Annotated in this window: 17 protein-coding genes and 1 pseudogene; 6 read left to right on the top strand and 12 right to left on the bottom strand. The window is 71.5% G+C overall.

Going from position 1 to position 20,270, the window contains the following annotated elements:
• Positions 1-41: 41 nt before the first annotated feature.
• A complete protein-coding gene (locus tag AB0M26_RS04565; protein ID WP_365254374.1) occupies positions 42-1,313 on the bottom strand; it encodes a cytochrome P450 in 1,272 nt (423 codons plus the stop codon).
• Positions 1,314-2,083: 770 nt separating this feature from the next.
• Here AB0M26_RS04565 and AB0M26_RS04560 point away from each other — a divergent pair.
• Positions 2,084-4,009 carry a sialidase family protein gene (locus AB0M26_RS04560; protein ID WP_365254371.1) on the top strand — a complete coding sequence of 642 codons (1,926 nt, stop codon included), beginning with the start codon at positions 2,084-2,086 and terminating at the stop codon, positions 4,007-4,009.
• 672 nt (positions 4,010-4,681) lie between these two features.
• Positions 4,682-6,505 carry a long-chain fatty acid--CoA ligase gene (locus AB0M26_RS04555; RefSeq protein WP_365254369.1) on the top strand — a complete coding sequence of 608 codons (1,824 nt, stop codon included), beginning with the start codon at positions 4,682-4,684 and terminating at the stop codon, positions 6,503-6,505.
• Positions 6,506-6,641: 136 nt separating this feature from the next.
• On the opposite strand, the gene AB0M26_RS04550 is transcribed toward AB0M26_RS04555, so the two are convergent.
• Both AB0M26_RS04550 and AB0M26_RS04545 read right to left on the bottom strand, forming a co-directional pair.
• Positions 6,642-7,550, bottom strand: a complete 909-nt coding sequence (locus AB0M26_RS04550) for an NADP-dependent oxidoreductase (RefSeq protein WP_365254366.1) — start codon at positions 7,548-7,550, stop codon at positions 6,642-6,644.
• Positions 7,551-7,849: 299 nt separating this feature from the next.
• Complete coding sequence (locus AB0M26_RS04545) at positions 7,850-9,649, bottom strand: FAD-dependent oxidoreductase (protein ID WP_365254363.1); 1,800 nt, start codon at positions 9,647-9,649, stop codon at positions 7,850-7,852.
• A gap of 187 nt (positions 9,650-9,836) precedes the next feature.
• On the opposite strand from AB0M26_RS04545, the gene AB0M26_RS04540 reads away from it, so the two are divergent.
• Both AB0M26_RS04540 and AB0M26_RS04535 read left to right on the top strand, forming a co-directional pair.
• Positions 9,837-10,154 carry a 4a-hydroxytetrahydrobiopterin dehydratase gene (locus tag AB0M26_RS04540; protein WP_365254360.1) on the top strand — a complete coding sequence of 106 codons (318 nt, stop codon included), beginning with the start codon at positions 9,837-9,839 and terminating at the stop codon, positions 10,152-10,154.
• Between the two features lie 336 nt (positions 10,155-10,490).
• On the top strand, positions 10,491-11,834 hold the full coding sequence (locus AB0M26_RS04535) for a cyclopropane-fatty-acyl-phospholipid synthase family protein (protein ID WP_365254357.1): 1,344 nt from the start codon (positions 10,491-10,493) through the stop codon (positions 11,832-11,834).
• Between the two features lie 278 nt (positions 11,835-12,112).
• On the opposite strand, the gene AB0M26_RS04530 is transcribed toward AB0M26_RS04535, so the two are convergent.
• From AB0M26_RS04530 to AB0M26_RS04515, 4 genes are read right to left on the bottom strand one after another with little or no spacing between them, the layout of a single operon-like run.
• Positions 12,113-12,307, bottom strand: a complete 195-nt coding sequence (locus AB0M26_RS04530) for a deoxyribodipyrimidine photo-lyase (RefSeq protein ID WP_365254547.1) — start codon at positions 12,305-12,307, stop codon at positions 12,113-12,115.
• Complete coding sequence (locus tag AB0M26_RS04525) at positions 12,250-12,492, bottom strand: deoxyribodipyrimidine photo-lyase (protein ID WP_365254355.1); 243 nt, start codon at positions 12,490-12,492, stop codon at positions 12,250-12,252. Before AB0M26_RS04525 ends, AB0M26_RS04530 begins: the two co-directional genes overlap by 58 nt.
• Before the next feature lie 17 nt (positions 12,493-12,509).
• Positions 12,510-13,358, bottom strand: coding sequence for an anti-sigma factor (locus tag AB0M26_RS04520; RefSeq protein ID WP_365254352.1), 849 nt, complete (start codon positions 13,356-13,358; stop codon positions 12,510-12,512).
• Positions 13,355-13,945 (bottom strand): sigma-70 family RNA polymerase sigma factor, encoded by a 591-nt coding sequence (locus AB0M26_RS04515; RefSeq protein WP_365254349.1) that lies wholly within the window; start codon positions 13,943-13,945, stop codon positions 13,355-13,357. The genes AB0M26_RS04520 and AB0M26_RS04515 overlap by 4 nt, the downstream gene beginning before the upstream one ends.
• 274 nt (positions 13,946-14,219) lie before the next feature.
• Here AB0M26_RS04515 and AB0M26_RS04510 point away from each other — a divergent pair, with 274 nt between their 5' ends.
• Positions 14,220-14,420 (top strand): cold shock domain-containing protein, encoded by a 201-nt coding sequence (locus tag AB0M26_RS04510; RefSeq protein ID WP_365254347.1) that lies wholly within the window; start codon positions 14,220-14,222, stop codon positions 14,418-14,420.
• 188 nt (positions 14,421-14,608) lie between these two features.
• Here the strand turns inward: AB0M26_RS04510 and AB0M26_RS04505 are convergent, their stop codons facing one another.
• Positions 14,609-15,451, bottom strand: coding sequence for an aldo/keto reductase (locus tag AB0M26_RS04505; RefSeq protein WP_365254344.1), 843 nt, complete (start codon positions 15,449-15,451; stop codon positions 14,609-14,611).
• Between the two features lie 155 nt (positions 15,452-15,606).
• Here AB0M26_RS04505 and AB0M26_RS04500 point away from each other — a divergent pair.
• Positions 15,607-15,945, top strand: a pseudogene (locus AB0M26_RS04500) (MBL fold metallo-hydrolase); the annotation flags it as partial.
• 206 nt (positions 15,946-16,151) lie between these two features.
• Here the strand turns inward: AB0M26_RS04500 and AB0M26_RS04495 are convergent.
• The 4 genes from AB0M26_RS04495 to AB0M26_RS04480 all read right to left on the bottom strand — a co-directional run bounded on the left by AB0M26_RS04495 (position 16,152) and on the right by AB0M26_RS04480 (position 20,219).
• Positions 16,152-17,354: an MBL fold metallo-hydrolase gene (locus tag AB0M26_RS04495; protein ID WP_365254341.1), complete on the bottom strand. Its 1,203-nt coding sequence runs from the start codon at positions 17,352-17,354 to the stop codon at positions 16,152-16,154.
• Complete coding sequence (locus AB0M26_RS04490) at positions 17,351-18,580, bottom strand: aminotransferase class I/II-fold pyridoxal phosphate-dependent enzyme (protein WP_365254339.1); 1,230 nt, start codon at positions 18,578-18,580, stop codon at positions 17,351-17,353. The genes AB0M26_RS04495 and AB0M26_RS04490 overlap by 4 nt, the downstream gene beginning before the upstream one ends.
• Before the next feature lie 186 nt (positions 18,581-18,766).
• On the bottom strand, positions 18,767-19,588 hold the full coding sequence (locus tag AB0M26_RS04485) for an RNA polymerase sigma factor SigF (protein ID WP_365254337.1): 822 nt from the start codon (positions 19,586-19,588) through the stop codon (positions 18,767-18,769).
• A 424-nt stretch (positions 19,589-20,012) separates the two neighbouring features.
• Positions 20,013-20,219, bottom strand: a complete 207-nt coding sequence (locus AB0M26_RS04480) for a DUF4235 domain-containing protein (protein ID WP_365254335.1) — start codon at positions 20,217-20,219, stop codon at positions 20,013-20,015.
• Positions 20,220-20,270 lie beyond the last annotated feature (51 nt).

Here is a 20,270-nt window from a genome sequence, read left to right as displayed (position 1 = left end):
CCGCTCCGGGGAACGGTCCTCGCCGCAGGCCGTGACGCGGTTCAGCGGAGCAGTACCGGCAAGGAGCAGATGCCGTTCGAGACCACGGAGGGCAGTCGCTCCAGTGCCTCCGGCGGCACTGCGAGCCTGATGCCGGGGAAGCGTGCGAAGAGACGGGCGAGCGCCGTCTCGGCCTCCATCCGGGCCAGTCCGGCCCCCAGGCAGAAGTGGGCCCCGAACCCGAACGACAGATGGCGGGTGACGCCCCGCGCGATGTCGAAGCTCCCCGCGTCGGGGCCGTACTTGCGCGGGTCGCGGCCCGCGGCGGCGTACGACGCGAGGACCGGCTCGCCCTTGCGGACGAGCGTGCCTCCCACGTCCGTGTCCTCCGTCGCGTAGCGCATCGGGAAGTGCCCGACGGGGCTGTCCCAGCGCAGGGTCTCCTCGACGACCGCGCTCCACGGCATCCGGCCCGCGGCCACCAGCGCGAGCTGCGCGGGATGGGTGAGCAGTGCCCTCACGGCGTTGCAGATGAGGTTGAGCGTGGTGGCGTGCCCGGCCAGGAACATCAGCAGCAGGGTGCCGACGAGTTCCTCCTCGCTGAGCCGGTCCCCCTCCTCGCGGGCCTCGATCAGTGCCGAGGTGAGGTCGTCGCCGGGAGCCCGTCGCTTGGACTCGATGATCTCGGCGAGCGCGGCGTGCAGAGCGCGGACGTTCGCGATGGCGTCGTCCGGTGCGGTCTCACTGCTGACGAGGATCTCGCAGAGCCGGTGGAGCTCGTCCCTGCGGTCCTCGGGGACGCCGAGGAGCTCGGAGATGACGTGCATGGGCAGCGGGTAGGCGTAGCGGGCCCGCAGGTCGACCGGGCCCGCGGCTGCGGCACCGCCTCCCGCAGCGCCGGCTCCGGCTGATCCGGCGGCTCCCGCTTCTCCGGCGGCCAGAGCGTCGAGCAGGTCCTCGGTGAGGTGCTCGATCCGTGGACGCAGGGCGGCCACCCGGCGCGGGGTGAAGGCCTGAGTGACGAGGGCGCGCAGCCGCCGGTGCTCGTCGCCGTCGGCCGTCGTCATGCCCTTGTTGACGATGAAGGTCATCAGGGGCCATCCGGCCGGAATTCTGCCCTCGCCAAGGGCCGCCCAGTGCTCGTGGGACTTGGCGAACCGCGGGTCGGAGAGCACGGCCTGGAGCGCGTCGTGACGGACTATCGCCCAGGCGGGCACCTCACCGGGCAGCTTCACCGGGGCGGCGGCTCCGGCCTCGCGAAGCAGTACGTTGTCGGCGTGCTGGTCGTGGCCGAGAGGGCAGGCCGGTACGGAGCTGCGGTTCGCGGTGTCCATGGAGTCCCTTCGCGGGTCGGAGCGGGATCGGAACGGGATCGGAACGGGATCGGAACGGGATCGGAACGGGATCGGAACGGGATCGGAACGGGATCGGAACGGGATCGGAGCGGGATCGGAGCGGGTCGGAACTGCCGGAGGGGGCCGGGTGCAGGCCGGGCGCCGGAGCCCTCGCCGGTCCCGATGAATGACTGTCCGTCAACTCGCCCAGTATGATGGCGAGTTGGGTCATTTCGATCAGAGAGAACCAGCCGCGGATAGATGCCGTCCTCCCCGTCCCGAGGACGGACGCCTCCGCCCCGGGGGCATGCGCCCGCTCCGCTTCGGCCGGTTGGTGGGCCTCCATTTCAGGCGGTAGGGCGATTCCGGCCGGGGAACTGCGTAACAGGATCCTTGCGGTGACAGGCATTCAGGGCGCGGTCGCTGCCGCACCAACCCCGGGCGCGCCTCACCCCTCACTCACCCCCGGACGCCACGAACCCACGAGCCGTAGCGACCCGTACGAGCCGTACGCCCGCCGGCGACCCGCAGCGAGCCGTACGGAGCGGTCGGGCGACCGTGCTGCAGCTCGCCATCCGCGTCACCCAACTCCCCTGCAGGACGGTGAGATGGCCCACGAGAACGACCGGCACGACCCCGTCCCGAGGCTGGAGGGATCCGTCCCGGTCCGAGTGGTGCGGATGCCTTGTGGGAAGCCTTCCCTGGCACCTACCTTCGACGCCCGGACATGGGACGTGGGATGTCCGGACGCTCGGCTGAAGGGATGTGTCATGCCGTCAGTTCTCCCTGCCCGTGCGCACACCAACCCCCCTCGGCGCCGCCTCGCCGGCTTACTCCTCGTCCCGGTGCTCGTCGCACCTACCGTCACCGCACGGGCCGCGGCCGCTGAAGACTCCCCGGCCGCGGCCCGTACCGGAATCGAGCAACAGGTGCTGTTCAAGGCGGAGCAGGACCCCGGCTACGCCTGCTTCCGCATCCCCGCCGTCGTGAAATCACGAGCGGGCACGCTCCTCGCCTTCGCCGAGGGACGGGTCGACAACTGCGGCGACGCCGGGAACATCGACCTGGTTCTCAAGCGCTCCACCGATGGCGGCCGCACCTGGGGGCCACTCCAGGTGATCGACGAGGGCCGCGGCGACACCCACGGCAACCCCGCCCCGGTCGTGGACCGGCGGACCGGCCGGATCGTGCTGGCCACCACGTACAACAAGGGCCGGGACGACTCGCTGCCCTGCGATGTGCCGTGCGACAGAAAACCGCATCTGCAGTACAGCGACGACGACGGGGCGACCTGGTCGCAGCCGGAGGACCTGACCGACGCCATCCGCCGCCCCGACTGGAACTCCTGGTACGCCACCGGCCCCGTGCACGGCATCCAACTCGCCCGCGGCCGGCACGCCGGGCGGCTGGTGTTCGGCGTCAACACCGAGACCCACGACGGGACCCGCGTGACCGCCAACCACGCGGCCCTGGTGCACAGCGACGACGGCGGGCGGAGCTGGCGCATCGGCGCGGTGGACAGCTGGCCCATAGCGCCTGACGGGCTGTTCCGCCAGAAGCCTTCCGAGATGACCCTGGTGGAGCGGACCGACGGCTCGATCTACGTCAACGGGCGCGAGCAGGACGGCACCGACCTCGGCCATCGCACGTACGCGGTCAGCCGGGACGGCGGGGACAGCTTCGCCGCCCCCTTCCGTGCCCTCCCCGACCTCTACTCCCCCATGGTGCAGGCCTCCCTCCTGCGCATGCCCGGCCCGCACGAGGGACGCGGGCGGCTGCTGTACTCCGCCCCGGCCGACCCCGACCGGCGCCGCACGATGACGGTCCGCTCCTCCTACGACGACGGACGTACCTGGGAGGGCGTCGACCGCGGCGCGACCGTGACCACCGACTGGTCCGGCTACTCCGACATGGTCGCCCTCTCGGACCACGAGGTGGGGCTGATGTACGAGGGCGGGGCCGTCGACGCACGCGACGAGATCCGCTTCGCGCGGTTCACCGAAGACTGGCTGGGACCACGGCGCGAGCCCGATCCGACGACACCGGACCTGGCGCCGTTCGCCCGCGGCGCGTCGGTGCTCGGCGGCGCGGCGGTGACGGACGGCCGCTTCGGGAAGGCCCTGTCCTTCGACGGCCGGGACGACGCCGTCCGGCTGCCGTTCCGCAACGCGCTGCCGCTCGGATCGCGGGACTTCACCGCGAGCCTGTGGTTCCGCTACGACGCGGCCTCCGGCGACCAGCCGTTCCTGTGGATGGGCGGGGTCGGGGCCAGGAATCCGCAGGTGTGGGTGCGCGGGGAGCCCGACCGTGGCCGGGTCACCGCACTCATCACCACAGTGAACGGCTCCGCGCCCGCCGCGACCGCGTCCGTACGGGCCACCCGGCCGTACAACGACGGCCAGTGGCACCATTTGGCGCTGCGCCGCTCGGACGGCCGGCTCCGGCTGGCGGTGGACGGGGCGGAGACGGCAGCCCCGGACGTGCCGGGGACGGTGAGCCGGGGTTCGACCTTCGGTGTCCACCTGGGCCAGAAGGCCGACAGCCGGGGCTGGTTGACCGGAGCGCTGGACGAGGTCCGCGTCTACGGCCGGGCGCTCTCCGACGAGGAACTCGCCCGCGTACGCGAGGCCAACGCGCCGGTCCCGGGTTCCACGGTGCTCCGGCTGCCGCTCGACCGCCGGTCCGGCGGCTCCTGACGGGCGATGTCGGTCCGGCCGGTGCGCGGGCGTGGGGAGGGCCGGGTACGCCTGCCGAGAGCATGATCACGCCAGGCCCGGTGCAGGAGCATCCCGCACCGGGCCCTGGCACCACGGACTCCGTCCGCACCGGGCCCTGGCACCACGGGCGTCGTCCCGTTCGGGCCCGGGGAGGACGGACGTCGTGCCGTACGGGCCCGGGCAGGACGGACGTCGTCCCGTACGGGCCCGGGCACCACGGGCGTCGCCCCGCACCGGGAAGCGGCCATCCGGAAGCGCCGTCACGGGTCGGCGGAAAAACCGCAGCACTGGAGGCAACCCGTCAACGGGCCCTGTCGTCTAGGAGGATGGCCACAATCCGCCCCGTCCCAAGCTCCCCGAGAGGGACGCACCGGGCGAAAGCGGAATCCGAAGTCCCGCACCCGGACGAGCCGGGAAAAATGCCGTTCCGTGTAATGCGCACGTGACTGCCGGGCGCGGATTCAGTGGAGATTTCCGGCCACCGGCCCCTACTCACCGGTCGGACGGAGTTGCCAATCTCCCTGCGTGGACCGCACATCACACGCTGACCAGCCTTTATGTATCGAATCCCCAGTGTGAAACAGGTCTCCCTTCCGGGGGATTCATCAGGTACGGTCACCGCGCTGTGCGACGCACGCTGAGGAGCAGGTATTGCGCGAGTTCATGTCCCCTCCCGTGGTGGCGGCCGACCGGACCGGAGGTCTGGCCGATGCCGTCTTCGACCATGCCGCAGAGGACCCGGACCGGGTGGCTCTCGGCCGTAAGGTCGACGATGTCTGGCAGGACGTGACGGCGGCCGAGTTCCGCGACGAGGTTCTCGCCATCGCCAAGGGGCTGCTCGCCCAGGGGGTCCGGTTCAACGACCGTGTGGCCATCATGTGCCGTACGCGCTACGAGTGGACGCTCTTCGACTTCGCCCTCTGGACGGTCGGCGCCCAGTCCGTCCCGGTCTATCCGACCTCGTCCGCCGAGCAGGCGTTCTGGATGCTCCATGACGCGGGTGTCTCCTCGGTGCTGGTGGAGCAAGAGGACCACGCGATGACGATCGGCTCGGTGATAGACCGGCTGCCCCAGCTCCGCAGGCTGTGGCAGCTCGACGCGGACGCGATCGGCGAACTGAAGGCCGCCGGCGCCCGCATCGACGACGAAACTGTTCACCGGCACAGGCTCGCCGTGACCCCGGATTCCACCGCCACGGTCATCTACACCTCCGGCACCACCGGCCGCCCCAAGGGCTGTGTGATCACCCACGCGAACTTCATGTTCGAGTGCGACACCCTCATCGAGCGCTGGGAGCCGGTCTTCCACTCCAGGCCCGGCGATGAGGCGTCCACCCTCCTCTTCCTCCCCCTGGCCCACGTCTTCGGCCGCATGGTGCAGGTGACCGCGATACGCGGCGGGGTGAAGCTGGGCCACCAGCCGAACCTCAGCGCCGCCGAGCTCCTGCCCGACCTCGCCGCTTTCAAGCCCACCTTCATCCTGGCCGTGCCGTACGTTTTCGAGAAGGTCTTCAACGCGGCACGGCGCAAGGCCGAGGCCGAGGGCAAGGCCGGCCCGTTCGACAAGGCCGCCGACGTCGCCGTGCGGTACGCAGAAGCTCAGGAGAATCGTGACTTCGGCACCGGGCACGGCCCCAGCGCCGGTCTCCGGGTGCAGCACGGCCTCTTCGAGAAGCTCGTGTACAGCAAGGTGCGCGAGGCGATGGGCGGCCGGATCCGGACGGCGATGTCGGGCGGCTCGGCCATGGACCGCCGGCTCGGGCTGTTCTTCGCGGGTGCGGGCGTGACCGTCTACGAGGGCTACGGGCTCACCGAGTCGACCGCCGCCGCCACCGCCAATCCGCCCAAGCGCACGCGGTACGGCACCGTGGGCCAGCCCATCCCCGGTACGACCGTGCACATCGCGGACGACGGCGAGGTGTGGATCCACGGCGGTCAGGTCTTCGCCGGATATCTCAACGACCCGAAGGCGACCGAGGCGGTCCTGCGGGACGGCTGGCTGGCCACCGGCGATCTCGGCGCACTGGACGAGGACGGCTACCTCACCATCACCGGGCGGAAGAAGGAGATCCTGGTGACCTCGGGCGGCAAGAGCGTGTCGCCCATTCCGCTGGAGGAGCGCGTCCGGGCCCATCCGCTGGTCGGCCAGTGCATCGTGGTCGGGAACGACCGGCCGTACATCGCCGCGCTCGTGACCCTCGACCCGGACTCCGTCGAGCACTGGCTGACGATGCGGGGCAAGCCCAAGCTGAAGCCCGCGGAACTCGTACGGGATCCGGATCTGGAGACGGAGATCCGGCGTGCCGTCGTCGCCGCGAACACGCTCGTCTCGCAGGCCGAGTCGATCCGCACCTTCCGGATCCTGGCCGGGCAGTTCTCCGAGGAGCACGGGCTGCTGACGCCCTCACTGAAGCTGAAGCGGCGGGCCATCGAGAAGGCGTACGAGGCCGAGGTCGACGCGCTGTACCGCGCCTGACGCCCGGGATATCTCCCGCCTCGGCGGCATCGGCGCACTCCGGCGGACCTCGGACCATGAACGCCGCGGGTCGGGACACCACCAGCCGACCGCCACAACGGACGGCCGGTGGTGATCAGAGGGAACAGTCAAACAGTCAGGCAACCTTGAGAACAATCTTTCCTCTCACGTGTCCGCCCTGGCTGCGTTCATGAGCCTTCGCCGCGTCAGCGAGCGCGAATTCGGAGTCGATGGGGACGGTGAACTTCCCCTCGTCCGCAAGTCGGGCGGCCTTTTCCAGGGCGTGGAACGCTCGGGGATCGGTAATTCCGACACTCAGCCGGGCCCCGTGTTCCGGGGCCGAGAAATCGGCGATGGAAACCACCGACTCGGCGGACTCGGCGATCTCGATGAGCTCCTTCAATGACCCCAGGCCCGCGGTATCGAGAACCACGTCGACACCCTCGGGTGCCAGCGCGTCCACCCGCTCCTTCAGCCCCGGGCCGTAAACCGTCGGCACCACACCGAGATCGCGCAGGAATTCATGGTTCTGCTCACTTGCCGTGCCGATGACACGGACTCCGTCGGCAAGGGCGAACTGCGCCGCTGCGCTGCCCACCCCGCCTGCCGCACCTTCGATCAGAAGCGTCTGCCCGGCGGACGGACGAAGCAGTTCCAGGGTCCGCAACGCCGTCTCCGCGACCGCCGCCAGACCACCTGCCTGCTCCCAGCTCAACGAGGCGGGCTTGAGGGCGAACTCGTCCAGCACGGCGAACTCTGCCGACGCATCTGCTCCGGAACCGAACACCTCGTCCCCGACCTTGACGCCCTCGACACCCTCGCCGACCTCATCCACGACGCCGGCCGCGTCGCTTCCCGGTATGGCTGGGAAGCGAGTCGTGATCCATTCCTTCATCTGCCCGGCCCGGATCTTCCAGTCGACCGGATTGACCCCGGCCACACGCACCGCGATCCGCACCTGTCCGGGTCCGGCGTGAGGTTCGGGCCTGGTCGTGACGTCAAGAACCGACGGATCTCCGTATCCCGCATAGGTCAATGCCAACATGTGCAGTCCTCTCGATGAACTCGCCCCCGCCCAGCCGGGATGCATGAGGCGGTGAGCACGTACCGATAACTGGACTACAGAACCTCGGCGGACCGGACCCTATTCCCCCTTCCCGGTTTCTTTCTTCAAGATCTGGTCTCTCCGCAGCGCACGCTTACGGATTCCTTGGAGGAAACAACTTTCGTCGGTGCGCCACCCCCATGGTTGCCCCTTCGGTCGGCTACTCCGCGGTAATCAGAAAAGGGCGGCGGATTCACCCGAAGCCGGTGTTCCGGGATCGCAGTGGGCATGGGGCGGGGTCAGCCCAGGTCGAACACGTTCGGCAGCCCGAGTCGGTGGCGGAAGGCGTCGTGGCGTTTGAGTTCCTCGAACTCCGGGGCGCGGTAGAGCGGTTTCACCTCGCACCGCGGCGCGGCCGAACCCACCGCGTCCAGCAGCGCGTTGACCGCCTGGCGCCCGGAGGCGTTGGCGCCCTCCATCGTGGCCAGGTCGATGTCGACGGCAACGTAGTCGCCGGCCAGGAAGAGGTTCGGGACCTTCGTGCGGGAGCCGGGGCGGTCGAACCATGTGCCGGTGGGGTGGATGAGCAGCTGTTCGTCGTTGTGCGGCTCGGGTGTGCCGATTCCGTCGACGGCCGGGTCGAGGAACCAGGAGTGGAGGACGCTGTCCCGCAGCACGGTGCGGCCGGTGTCGTTGAGCGCCGCCTTGAGCTGGGCCCATACCTCGCGCGCGACCTCGTCGCGCGTGCACTGCTTGGCCGTCTTCCCATAGAGGATGCCGGGCCGGTCCCATTCGGAGATGTCAACGGAGAAGCACTCGCGAACGCGTCCGTCCCCGTACTCGGCGGGGATGTGCCGGCCCTTCCAGTACTGGGCCTGGCCGACGGAGGTCAGGGCCCAGGGCGAGTCGAGATGGTTGATGTGGCCGTGGACGACGGGCGTCGGCTCCGTGAGATAGAACTGAATGCCCGTCATCCAGTCGGTCTCGAGCGCGTCGGCGCGGCTCAGCGCGGGATCGGCGGCCCGTAGCGCGGGTCCCCAGGTCTTTCGGGCGTGCTCGACGGGCATCGCGCAGACGTAGTGGTCGGCGGTGACGGTGCGCCGGGTTCCGTCCGGATCCTGGACGACCGCTCCGGTGACGCGCCCGTCCGCGTACGGCAGGTCGACGACCGCGGAGCCGATCTCGAACCGGACTCCGAGACTGCGGAGATGGCCCACCCAGGGGTCGATCCACGCCTCGTTGGTGGGAGCGTTGAGCACACGGTCCGGCTCGCCGTCGGCTCCGCGGCCCAGGATGTTGAACAGGAACGCCTCGAGGCAATTGGCGACGGTCTTGGTGCTGGCCACCTCGGCCTTGGTGGCGACGATGTTGCGGGTGATGCCGATGGCAAGCAGCCGCTGGTACTCGGGCGACATCCGCTCGGCCCTGATGAACTCCCACCAGGGCGTGCGCTCCCACGTCTCCAGCCGCCTCCGTTCGCAGCTCGTCAGGAAGACGAGTACCCGGTTCGCGAAGTACAGGGCCTCGTGAACGGGCAGTCTGCACGCGGTGATCAGCAGTCCCCGGATCATGCGGACCAGCTCGTCGGGTGTCATCGGGCCGGGCGGGGTGCCGAGCGTGGCGAAGGGAAGCCTGATGTCCTCGCGTCCCGTACGGGCGAACAGCAGCTCGGTGGATGAGACCAGGTTGTCGTGGCAGCCATTGGGATTGCCGGGGAAAGGGATGCGGCGCAGCGTGTCGGGGAGGTTGAGGTAGAAGCCCGGGATGAAGCGGAAGCCGTGCTCGCCGGGCAGCGGCTTGCGGCCGCCGGTGGCGCTGTCCGGCACGTCCATGCTGCGGGCCTTGCCGCCGAGTGCCTTCTTCTCGTGGACGGTCACCGCGAAGCCGCGTTCGGCCAGCTCGTGGGCGGCTGTCAGACCGGCCACGCCTCCGCCGAGGACGGCGACGGTGGGCCCGGCCGCCGCTCCGGACCGGGTTCCGGAGCGTGAAGCGGCCTCGGCCCGTCCGGTGGAGACGGTCCCCCCGAGGGCCAGGGCCCCGCCTGCCGCGGCAGCAGCGCCGGTGACGAACGTGCGTCTGGTGCTCTGATTGCGTTCCATGTCACGTTCCCCTGCTACTCGCCGGTAATGGTCGGGTACGGCGCAGGAGCTTATGAGCCGCCCCGGGCAGCGGAAAGCGCACGTTCCGCACCGGAGACACATTGGCGCGAAACCGACCCCGTCCGGTGGCAGGCTGGGAGTACGCATACGGCACCCCGAACGGAACCAGTGACGGAAGGCAGCAGACATGGCACCGGAACCGCTGGCGCACAAGGAGATCGAGGACGCGCTCGCCGAGCTCCCCGGCTGGTCGCTGAATGACGACCGGATCGAGCGGACCTACACCTTCGAGGGACATCTCGCGGCGGCGGCCATGGTGGGGCAGATCGCCCGCGTCCAGGACGCGCTGAACCACCACGCGGATCTGACGCTCTCGTACAACAGGCTCACCGCCACCTCCAGCACCCACAGCGCGGGTGGAAAGGTGACCGAGCTGGACCTCGAACTGGCCCACCGGATCGAGCAGATCGCTTCCGAGCACGGGGTGGGCTCCACCTCTGGATGAGGTCCACGAGAGCCGCGGCAAGCCCGTGGGGGACGGGGCTTTCATTCGGTCCCGGGCTCTCATCCCGTTCCCGGCTTTGATTCGGTCCCGGACTCTCATCCCGTTCCGGGCTTTCATTCCGTCCCGGGCTCTCCCGACGGCCGGGGCTTCCCCGACGCCGCGGGCAGTCCGAGGTGCCGTGCTCTGCCGACGCTCCCGGCAACCCCGGCCGAGATCCGGGGGAAGCCCCGGGAAACCCGGACCGGATTCCTGCCGATCCGCACCAATCCCCCACCGCCCCGGCTCCGAATAGCGACCGTGGGGCACGAGCTCCCGGCAGCTGCGAGAGGGGACGGTATGACGGTGGGAAGGCATCCGGCGGCCCTGATGGACGAGACGGTGGCCACGGCCGTCGACCCGCGGCGCTGGCCCGATGTGGCAAAGGTGCCGGACTGCTCCCGCGCCCGCGCCCTGGCGGCCGAGAAGGCCGTCCGCGGCGCGGCGGCCCGGCTGCCGCTGCGGGTGCGGTTCGGTCCGGGAGAGGTCATCGGCGCCACGGGCCCGACGCTTCAGGTGTACGACATGGGCGCCTTCTTCCGCCGGATCGGGGCCCGCGGCCCGCTCGGGTTAGGAGAGTCGTACATGGCGCGCGAGTGGGACACCGACGACCTCGTGGCCGTGCTGGCCGAACTCGCCGAGCTGGGGGGTGAGTTCAATGCCGAGGCGCCGCAGACGCCGATGCGGCGACACCGGCGTCTGCGCGGCCGGCGTGCGGCGCCGAACCCGCTGAACCCGGCGAATCCGCCACGTCCTCCGAGTCCGCAGGACCCGGCGAGCGCCCGCCCGCAGGAGAGCGCACGGCGCCACGAATTGCCGGGCCGCGAACTGCCGAAGGAACTGTTCGCCGGATTCCTCGACCGGACGATGACGTACTCCTCCGCCGTCTTCCCCGGCTTTCCCGCGGACCACGCCACGCTGCCCGCCGCTCAGCACTACAAGATCGATCGGCTGCTGGACCTGGCCGCCGTGGGGCCGGGCACCCAGCTGCTGGAAATCGGCACCGGCTGGGGCGAGTTGGCCATACGCGCCGCCGCGCGCGGCGCCCGCGTCCTGACGGTGACCGCGTCCAGGGAGGAGCTGGAGCCCGCCCGGTGGCGCATCGCGCAAGCGGGCATGGCGGAACGCGCAACCGTCATCCAGCGCGATTTCCGGCGGCTCCTGGGCACCTTCGACGCAATCGTCAGTGTGGAGATGATCGAGTCCGTCGGCGAGGAGAACTGGCCGCTGTACTTCACGCTGCTGGACCGGATGCTCGCGCCCGGGGGCCGGATCGCGCTGCAGACGGTCACCATGCCCCACGACCGGCTCACCGCCTGCCGCTCGACGCCCTCCTGGGTCCGCACGTATGCCCTCCCGGGCGGCCAGATCCCTTCGGTCGAGGCGATCGAGCAGGTCACCGGCGCGTACACGGGCCTGGGCATCGCCGCGCGCGAAGGGTTCGGCGCGCACTACGCCGAGACCCTGCGGCTGTGGCGGGAGCGTTTCGTCGAGCGGACGGCCGGGGAGCTGGCGTCCATCGGACTCGACGAGACCTTCCGGCGCATGTGGACCTTCCATCTGGCCTGTACGGAAGCGGACTTCAGGTCGCAGCGACTGGACGTGCAGCAGCTTCTGCTGACGCGGCCGGGGGACGCGGCCTGAACACTCGGCGCTGAACACCCGCCACTGAACACCCGCCACTGAACACCGCCCTCAGCGTCACCCGCAGAGCACCGCCGCTCGACACCGCCCGCGGAGCACCCCTGCACATCGCTGCGCGCCGGCAGGTCGTCCGAGCCGATGTGGTCCGGCACCCGAACGATGCGCGGCGCCCATCGGATCGCGCGGCACCGTACGCACCCAGCGCTCGAGATACGGCCCGAACGCGGAGAAGCGATCGGCGTCACCGGGTCTTACGGCTTCCGGAGAGAGCGCGGTGTTCACCGGTCGTGGATGTGCAGCGCGCACCGCTCCTCCGCGAGCGCGGTGCGCAGCCGCTCCTGGCGGCGCTGGGCGTAGCCGGTGGCCCCACGCGCGATGTGCACCCGGCGCGCCCCGGACTCGTACGCCACCCGGCTCACCTGCTCGACCACATCGCCCGTACGCACCACGAGGCGGCCGCCGCGTCTGCGCAGCCCCGCGTCAAGGTCGGCCGGGCAGTCGGCGAGAAAGGCACGCCCGTTGGGTACGTCGGCCGTGCCTCGCGCACCCCCGCGTCGGCGACGAACAGCGGCACCACGCTGTCGGAGTGGCGCAGCGCGGAGCGTAGCTCCGGGTTGTCGTGCAGCCGGAGATCGGAGGTGAGCAGGGCGACCGACACGCGCGTGGGCCGTGCTCCTAGGTCCTGCGCGCGGGCGGAAGATCCATCAGGGCCAGCGGCTCGGTGGTCGGTTGCTTCGAACCGCCGGCCGGTTCCAGGGTGATGCCCATGCCGGTGGCCCCGCCCACGGAGCCGTGCAGCAGTGTCGCGGCCGTGTCCTTCGAGGCATCCAGCAGGCCCGCGGGGCGCATCGAGCCATGGTCGTCGAACCACAGCTGGTAGACCTTCCCCGACGGCGGCTTGGGCATGTGTCCCATCAGGAACGCCGCCTTGTCCTCCTCGCGGGAGACGACGACCGTGACGGTCCCGCCACTCTTGAGCCTGCCGGTGCCCGCGGATGCGTCAGGAGCGGCCAGCACCCGGGCCAGTTCCTCGGTTCGGCGCTCGGAGTCCCGGGTCTGCCGGGTCTTCTCGCGGGCCTCCTTGCGGGCGTCCTGGGCGATCTGCCGCGCCTCCCGCGCGTCGCCGTACTGCACGACGGCGACCGTTCCGCCGAGCACCGCGGCCGCCGCCAGGCACGCGGCGAGCGCATAGCGAGGGGCGGGGCGCGTACGGCGCCGCCCGTGTCCGCCGGACCAGGACTGCGCGGGCGACTGAGGCGGTGACGGCATCTGTTGCCGTCCGGGGATCCGCGGGGGCTCCTGGCGTACGGCGGCGGCGCCCGTCATCACCCGGTCCTTCATTCCGGGCGGCGGCACCAGCGACACGGCCAGGCCCAACCGGGCCGCGGTGCTGGTCAGTTCGCGCACCTCCTGGTCGCAGGAGGGGCATTCGGCCAGGTGGCGTTCGAACTCGGCGCGCTCGCCCTCGGGCAGCGCGTCCATGGCGTAGGCGCCGGTCAGCAGGTGCAGATCCGGGGCGTTCACGCGCTCACCCCCAGGCAGTCGCGCAGACGGATGAGGCCGTCGCGCAAGCGGGTCTTCACGGTGCCCAGGGGAAGGGACAGCAATTCGGCGACCTCGCGATAGGTCAGGCCGCGGTAGTAGGCGAGGGTGACCGACTGCCGCTGCAGTTCGGTGAGGGTGCGGAGGCAGCGGCGCACCTGCTCCCGCTCCAGCCGGGCCTCGACCTGCTCGGTCACCTCGTCGAAGGCAGGTGTCCTGTTCAGCTGCGCCGCCCGCTGCTCGCGGTCGGCCGCCGCCTGCGCCGCCCGTACGCGGTCGACCGCGCGGCGGTGGGCGAGGGTGAGCACCCACGCCATGGCGCCTCCCCGGTCCGGCCGGTAGCGGGCCGCGGTGCGCCAGATCTCCACCAGCACCTCCTGCGCGACCTCCTCGGACTGTGCCGGATCCCGCAGGACGCTGCGGACCAGACCGAGCACCGGACCTGATATGGCGTCATAGAGGCGGCTGAACGCCTCCTGGTCGCCGCGTGCCACCATGCCGAGCAACTCCTGCAGGTCCGGCCCGGCAGGACCGGGCCTCGGATGGCTGCGGAGATCAGCGGGCGCCATGTTCCCTCCCCTTGCGGGGCGGCCGTCGCCGCCCGTTCTTCCCTGCGGGCAGGCCCGCTCGACGGCAGGCTCCGCAGATCATTCGGAGCCGGAGCGTACGCGGATTGGCAGCACACGCCACAATCTTCACCGGATTCGTTCATCCGGGTGCTGTGGGCGGGGGACCGGGATTCCGTTCCCGCACGAGGGGGGACACGGGTATCGCGCCGCCACCGCGGTGTCCGGCCGGCAGCCACCCCGCGGCCGGCGGACGGGCCAGGGGAAGGGTGAAGCGATGCCCACAGGAACGGTGAAGTTCTACGACGCCGACCGAGGTTTCGGCTACCTCGCTCCGGACGATGGGAGCCCCGATGTCGCCGTGGACGAGACCGCACTCAATGTCATCGAGATCCTGATCAAGGATCAGCACGTGTCGTACGAGCTGACCAAGGGGACGGGAGGCGAGCTGCGGGCGCTCAACGTCGTCCCGCTGTAGGGGCGGAGAGGCCGGGACGCAGGGTGCCGCCCGGTACGAACCGGGCGCACCCTGCGTTGTGCTCTCGCGGTTTCCCGCTGTTTCTTCCGCTGGTTACCGTGGTTTTCGGCGGTTTCCGGCGGCTTTCCGTCGGCTTTTCGGCGGTTTTCCGCTGTTCCCGCAGTCGGCGCGGACCGCTGTCGGTGTGATCACTGCCAGTCGAAGGCGTCGGGGTCGGGGCCCAGACGCGTCCCGCTGTTCAGACCCGCGACGGAGGCGAGGTCGTCGGCGTCGAGCTCGAAGCCGAAGATGTCGATGTTCTCGCGGATCCGGGTCGGGTTGACCGACTTGGGGATCGCGACGTTCCCGGTCTGCAGATGCCAGCGGAGGACGATCTGCGCCGGCGTACGGCCGTACTTGCGCGCGAGCCCGGCGATGACCGGGTCCTCGAGGAGCCCCTTGCCCTGGCCCAGGGGGGACCACGCCTCGGTCACGATGTCGTGCTCGGCGTGGAAGGCGCGGGTCTCGGCCTGCTGCAGATAGGGGTGCAACTCGATCTGGTTGACCGCGGGGACGATCCCTGTCTCGTCGATGACCCGGCGCAGGTGCGGGGGCTTGAAGTTGGAGACACCGATGGCCCTGGCTCTGCCGCTCTTGTTGATCTCGTCGAAGGCCCGGAGGATGTCGAGGTAGTCGTCGCGCACCGGGCGCGGCCAATGGACGAGGTAGAGGTCCAGGTAGTCCAGGCTCAGCCGGGCGAGGGAGGCGTCGAACTCGCGCAGGACGTTGTCGCGCGTCCAGGTTTCGGACGCGCTGTTCCACAGCTTGGTGGTGACGAACAGCTCCGCGCGGGGAAGGCCCGAGGCGGCGATGGCCTTGCCGGTGCCCTCCTCGTTCTCGTAGGCGGCGGCGGTGTCGATGCTGCGGTAGCCCGCGTCCAGCGCACTGCTCACCACACGCTCCGCCTCGTTGTCCGGCACCTGCCAGACACCGAAGCCGATCTGGGGCATACGGACGCCGTTGTTGAGGGGGATCTGGGGGACCTTGCTCACGAGAGGTCGATCCTTCTGTCGTCGGACAGTTGCTGTTCCGGACAACGATCTTCGGCCTGCTCGCATTCCCGCCCGCCCGGGTCCCTCCCCGGTGGGTTCCGGTCGGCCCCGGCGAGCCTGATCGGCGGGTACCGGAGGCGGCGGGCCACCGCAGCATCGACACCGCCGCCGGGCCCCCGGCGGACCGGCCGGTCCGGTCACGACGGTGGGCCCGTCCCGGCACCCGGCTCGTCCTGCCGTACGGCGCACAGCGCGCGGTGCCGCGCCTGCGGCGGCTGTGGCGCGCCGGGCCGCGGCTCACCGCGGTGGAGCCGGGCGACGAGATCGTGGTCGGCGACGTGGTGATCCGCGCCGTGCGGGCCGCCCACGACGGTCGCAGACTCCCGTACGGACCGCGCCGGTCCCCCGCGCTCGGCTACGTCGTGCACGGCGAGGCCCGGACGTACTTCGCGGGCGACACCGGGCCCTTCGCGGACATGGCCGAGGAGGTGGGGCTCTGCTGCTCAGGGCGGTGCCGGCGGTGTGGCGGCGTCCGACGTCGCCGGGCCGGAAAGGGCTGAGCGAGGCGCGTGGGGCCGAGTGGGCCGAGGCGGTCGGGCCAGGGTTACCGGATACGGCGGTACGGGGCGGACCGTACGGAAGCGGGCGCGGCGTCGTCGGCCACCCGCAGGCGCGCGCATCCGTCCGTCACCGGGCAGTATCAGTCATCGAGCACGCGCGAGCCGCCGATCGGCAGGTCCCAGAGGTCCTCCCGCGGCCGCCCCGCCGCCTCCCAGGCCGCGCGTACGCGAGTGAGCGGTTCGAGGGGCGCCTCGGCCGACAGCAGGAACGTCCCCCAGTGCATGGGCGCCATGGCGTGAGCGCCGACGTCCCGGCACGCCAGGACGGCCTCCTCGGGGTCGGTGTGCACCGCACGGTGGATCCAGCCCGGGTCGTAGGCCCCGATGGGCATCAGGGCCAGATCGATGCCGGGGAGGCGGCGCCCGATCTCGCCGAACCAGTGGCCGTAACCGGTGTCGCCCGCGAAGTAGACGCGCCGTCCCCGGACGTCGGTGACCACCCAGCCGCCCCAGAGGGACCGGCAGGTGTCGGTCAGCGTCCGCTTGCTCCAATGGTGGGCGGGTACGAAGTCGAACCGCACACCGCCGCCTCCGGACGGCAGCTCCACCGCCTCCCACCAGTCGAGTTCGGTGACACGGGTGAAGCGGCGGCGCCGGCACCAGGCACCGAGTCCCGCCGGTACGAGCAGGTGCGTGTCGCGCGGGAGCCGCTTGAGGGTGGGCACGTCGAGGTGGTCGTAGTGGTTGTGGCTGATGACGACCGCGTCGACCCGCGGAAGGTCCTCCCAGCGGACGCCGACGGGCGTGATGCGCGCGGGGGTGCCGAGGATGCGGCGGGACCACACGGGATCGGTGAGGACGGTGAGGCCGCCGATCCGCAGCACCCAACTGGCGTGTCCCGCCCAGGTGACGGCGACCGTGTCCGGCCCGGCCGCCGGCAGCGGCGCGGGCGCGACGGGGATGCGGGGGATGTCGCGTCTCGCCTCGGCACCCGGCGGCCGCAGCCCGCCCTCGCGCGCCATGCGGGCGAAGTCGCGTACGCCGGGCAGCGGGTCGGTCAACCGTCCGGCGAAGGACCGGGGCCACAGGCGGACCTCGCCGGGCGTACGCGGTGCGGGGTGGGTGACGGAGCCCGAGCCGGGTCCCGTGGCCGAGCCCGCGCCCGATCCGGTGGCCGAGCCCACGCCCGATCCGGTGACGGAATCCGCACCCGATCCTGTGGCGGAGCCCGCACCCGAGGCTGTGCCGGAGTCCGCGCCCGGCAGGGGCCCCGCGCCGGACGCACCGGTCCTCCCGGTGCGTCCCGGGGCTCCCGAGAGGGAGCGCTCGGTCCGTTCCGTCATCGCGGACCTCCGTCCAGTTCAGCGAGTGCCGATCCGAACAGCCTCAATGCCTCCTCGACATGCGGCAATTCGAGAGGGGCCGGGGCGGTGAGGGTCCGCATCCGCTGCTCGTCGGTGGAACCGAGGAGGGGAGCGGTCGAAAGGCGGACCCTGAGGCCGTCCGGGCCGTCCCCGAAGCGGTGCCCGCCCGGCACGGGGGCGCCGACGCGGCGGGTCAGATGGTCCTCGAGCTCGACGGAGTCGGTGATGCCGCGCCCGGAGAGGGCGGAGCGCAGCGGGTCCAGATCGGCATAGAGATGGCTGCCCGCGCGGGGCGGTCGGGCCAGCACGCCGCCGGCCGTGACGGTGCGGTGCAGGGCCGCGGCGAGGACGGCCTGCAGGCGGCGGGCCGCGGCCCGGCGGCCGGTGACCGGAACCGGCTCGCCGAGTGCGTGAGTCACGGCCACCGCGACGGGCCCGGCGAGCACGGCGCGCAGGCCGGACAGCGCGTCGAGCGTCGCGGCGTGCAGTTGAGAGCCACGAGGGGTGTGCGGAAACCGTGCGATCCCCGAGGGCCAGGCCGCCGGTACGAGGGACGCGCCCAGATCGCAGAGCACGACGACGTCGTCGGGGAGCATCTCCGCGGGGCTCAGCAGCACCGCCCCGTCCGCCTCGTGCGCGGTGTCCCGGTACGTCTCGTCGCTGACGATCAGCAGGTCCTCCTCCAGCGCGGCCTCGCAGACCTCGTGCATCAGCTCGGGCGGCGCGATCGTCCCGGTGGGGTCGTCCGCCACGGACAGCAGGAGCACCCGCAGGTCGCCACCCTCGCGCCGCACCCGCCGCACGGTCTCCAGCAGCGCGAACGGGTCGGGCACGCCGCCGCATTCGGCGGGGATCGGGGCGTGGTAGGCGTGCCGGTCGAGGATCCGGGTCTGCGGGACGTACCAGGCGGCGCAGGGCCGCGGCAGCAGGACGTCCCCGCCGGTCGCGGCGAGCAGGGCGAGGAGCAGCGACTCGGCGCCCGGGGCCGCGGCGACGTGCGCGGGATCGGTCGGCAGGCCGCGCCTCGACCAGTAGGCGCACGCCGCGTCGCGCAGGGCGGACCCGCCGCCGACGGGCTCGGGGGCCTCGGTGCAGGCGGCCCCGGCGAGCAGTTCGGCCAGCTCCGGCAGGACCGGCAGGCCGGGCTCGTACGCCGGCGGCCCGAACGGCGCCGGGCCGCGCGCCACGGGTGCGGTCCGCTCCATCGCCCACCTCCGCCGGTGTCGATCCGCGCCCGGCGCCGTCCGCCGCAGGGCCCGGACCTCCACCCTCGCAGATCGCTCGCGACCGGCAACGGGACAACGGTCATCGGGAGGACCGCTCACCCGCGGAAGAGGAACGGCTGCTTGCCGCGCGCCGGGGTGCGCGGCCGGGAACACCACGGCGGGGCGTCAGTTCGCGTCGGCCATCACCTGGTCGCAGAGCGAGGCACACGTACGGTTGATGAGGCGGGAGACGTGCATCTGGGAGATGCCCAGCTGCTCGGCGATGCAGCTCTGCGTCATGTCGCAGAAGAACCGCATGTAGAGGATCTGCCGCTCCCGTTCGGGCAGTTTGCTCAGCTTCGGCTTCAGCGCCTCGCGGTCTATCACCAGGTCGTAGCCCGCGTCCTGGTCACCGAGGGTGTCGAGCAGCGCGTAGCCGTCCTCCGAGCCGGGCAGCTCGGCGTCGAGCGAGAGCGGGGTGTAGCTGTCCAGGGCCTCCAGGCCCACCCGGACCTCCTGCTCGGTGAGCCCCGTGTGCTCGGCTATGTCGTGGACGCCCGGTCCGCGTCCGTCGAGTGAGTGGGAGAGTTCGCGGTGGGCGGTCCGTACGCGGTTGCGCAGCTCCTGGACCCGGCGGGGTACGTGGAGGCCCCACATGTGGTCCCGGAAGTGCCGCTTGACCTCGCCGACGACGGTCGGGACGGCGAAGCTCTCGAACGCGGTGCCGCGCGCCGGGTCGTAACGGATCACGGCCTTCACCAGGCCGAGCGCTGCCACCTGCTCGAGGTCCTCGAGGGACTCCCCGCGGTTGCGGAACTGCCGGGCCAGCCGCTCAGCCATCGGTATCCATGCCTGGACGACCTGCTGCCGCAAGGCCTCCTTCTCCGGGCCGTCGGGGAGGTCGGCGAGGACCTGGAACTCGGCGGTGGTGTCGGGGGCGTCGTCATGCGGGTGCTTGGCTGAGGGGCGCTTGGCCTGGGCCTTGCCCCGTGCTCGTACGGTCGTCATGAGAACAGCTCCCCTTACGCGGTTCTGTTCACCGCGGGAGCTGAGGAATGCGCCCGGGAAGGGCCAGGGACACCCGGGCGGGCGCGCTGCTCCCGCGGGCGTGCCTCCGGTCCGAAGCACGGTTCGACTGCCCGGCCGATCGGCGTAACGCCACGGTCGCGGGACTACCTCCAACGTAGCCACGAGAGGCGGTGGACGCATCCGGACGGGTGGTATCCGCCACTCCGACGGGCGATTTCCGGGAGGGGGCCGCCGTCCGTTCCCTCCCGGCCCTGGGGCTGCGGGCTCGGGCCCCGTCGGGGTCGGGAGCCGGGACCGGGACCCGGGCGCCGGGTCCCGACGCACACGGAATCTCCCGTCCCGACCGGAACCGCTTCCCCGGACCGGAACCGCTTCCCCGAACCGCAGTAGCAGTAGTACGAGGTCAGGCCGGCCAGGTGCCCGTCAGTCGGCGCATACCACTGGCCTCGCCCCGCTTGACCCCCGCGCGCACCCCCGCGGAGATCGCGCCCTGCAGGGCTGCGGCGGGGAGCACCTCGCGCCAGCTGCGGTCCTCGTCGGTGGGGGCGGGGGGCTGGTCCTGACCGGGGAGCAGCCGCCAGACCCGCTTGAAGATCGCGCCCGCCACCATGCCGCCGGGATCCCGGACACCATGGCCAGCACCTTGTAGATCATTCTGCCC

The sequence above is a fragment of the Streptomyces sp. NPDC051776 genome (assembly GCF_040681345.1).
Lineage (GTDB): Bacteria > Actinomycetota > Actinomycetes > Streptomycetales > Streptomycetaceae > Streptomyces.
The sequence above is the reverse complement of the archived record's forward strand: the minus strand, read 5'-3'. Positions and strand labels throughout refer to the sequence as shown.

Bases quoted from the DNA above. Each gene is read 5' to 3' on its own strand.
- AB0M26_RS04485 (WP_365254337.1), bottom strand. From the start codon at position 19,588: ATGACGACCGTACGAGCACGGGGCAAGGCCCAGGCCAAGCGCCCCTCA.
- AB0M26_RS04490 (WP_365254339.1), bottom strand. From the start codon at position 18,580: ATGGAGCGGACCGCACCCGTGGCGCGCGGCCCGGCGCCGTTCGGGCCG.
- AB0M26_RS04540 (WP_365254360.1), top strand. From the start codon at position 9,837: ATGGCACCGGAACCGCTGGCGCACAAGGAGATCGAGGACGCGCTCGCC.
- AB0M26_RS04550 (WP_365254366.1), bottom strand. From the start codon at position 7,550: ATGTTGGCATTGACCTATGCGGGATACGGAGATCCGTCGGTTCTTGAC.
- AB0M26_RS04515 (WP_365254349.1), bottom strand. From the start codon at position 13,945: ATGGCGCCCGCTGATCTCCGCAGCCATCCGAGGCCCGGTCCTGCCGGG.
- AB0M26_RS04495 (WP_365254341.1), bottom strand. From the start codon at position 17,354: ATGACGGAACGGACCGAGCGCTCCCTCTCGGGAGCCCCGGGACGCACC.
- AB0M26_RS04480 (WP_365254335.1), bottom strand. From the start codon at position 20,219: ATGGTGGCGGGCGCGATCTTCAAGCGGGTCTGGCGGCTGCTCCCCGGT.
- AB0M26_RS04560 (WP_365254371.1), top strand. From the start codon at position 2,084: ATGCCGTCAGTTCTCCCTGCCCGTGCGCACACCAACCCCCCTCGGCGC.
- AB0M26_RS04545 (WP_365254363.1), bottom strand. From the start codon at position 9,649: ATGGAACGCAATCAGAGCACCAGACGCACGTTCGTCACCGGCGCTGCT.
- AB0M26_RS04535 (WP_365254357.1), top strand. From the start codon at position 10,491: ATGACGGTGGGAAGGCATCCGGCGGCCCTGATGGACGAGACGGTGGCC.
- AB0M26_RS04510 (WP_365254347.1), top strand. From the start codon at position 14,220: ATGCCCACAGGAACGGTGAAGTTCTACGACGCCGACCGAGGTTTCGGC.
- AB0M26_RS04565 (WP_365254374.1), bottom strand. From the start codon at position 1,313: ATGGACACCGCGAACCGCAGCTCCGTACCGGCCTGCCCTCTCGGCCAC.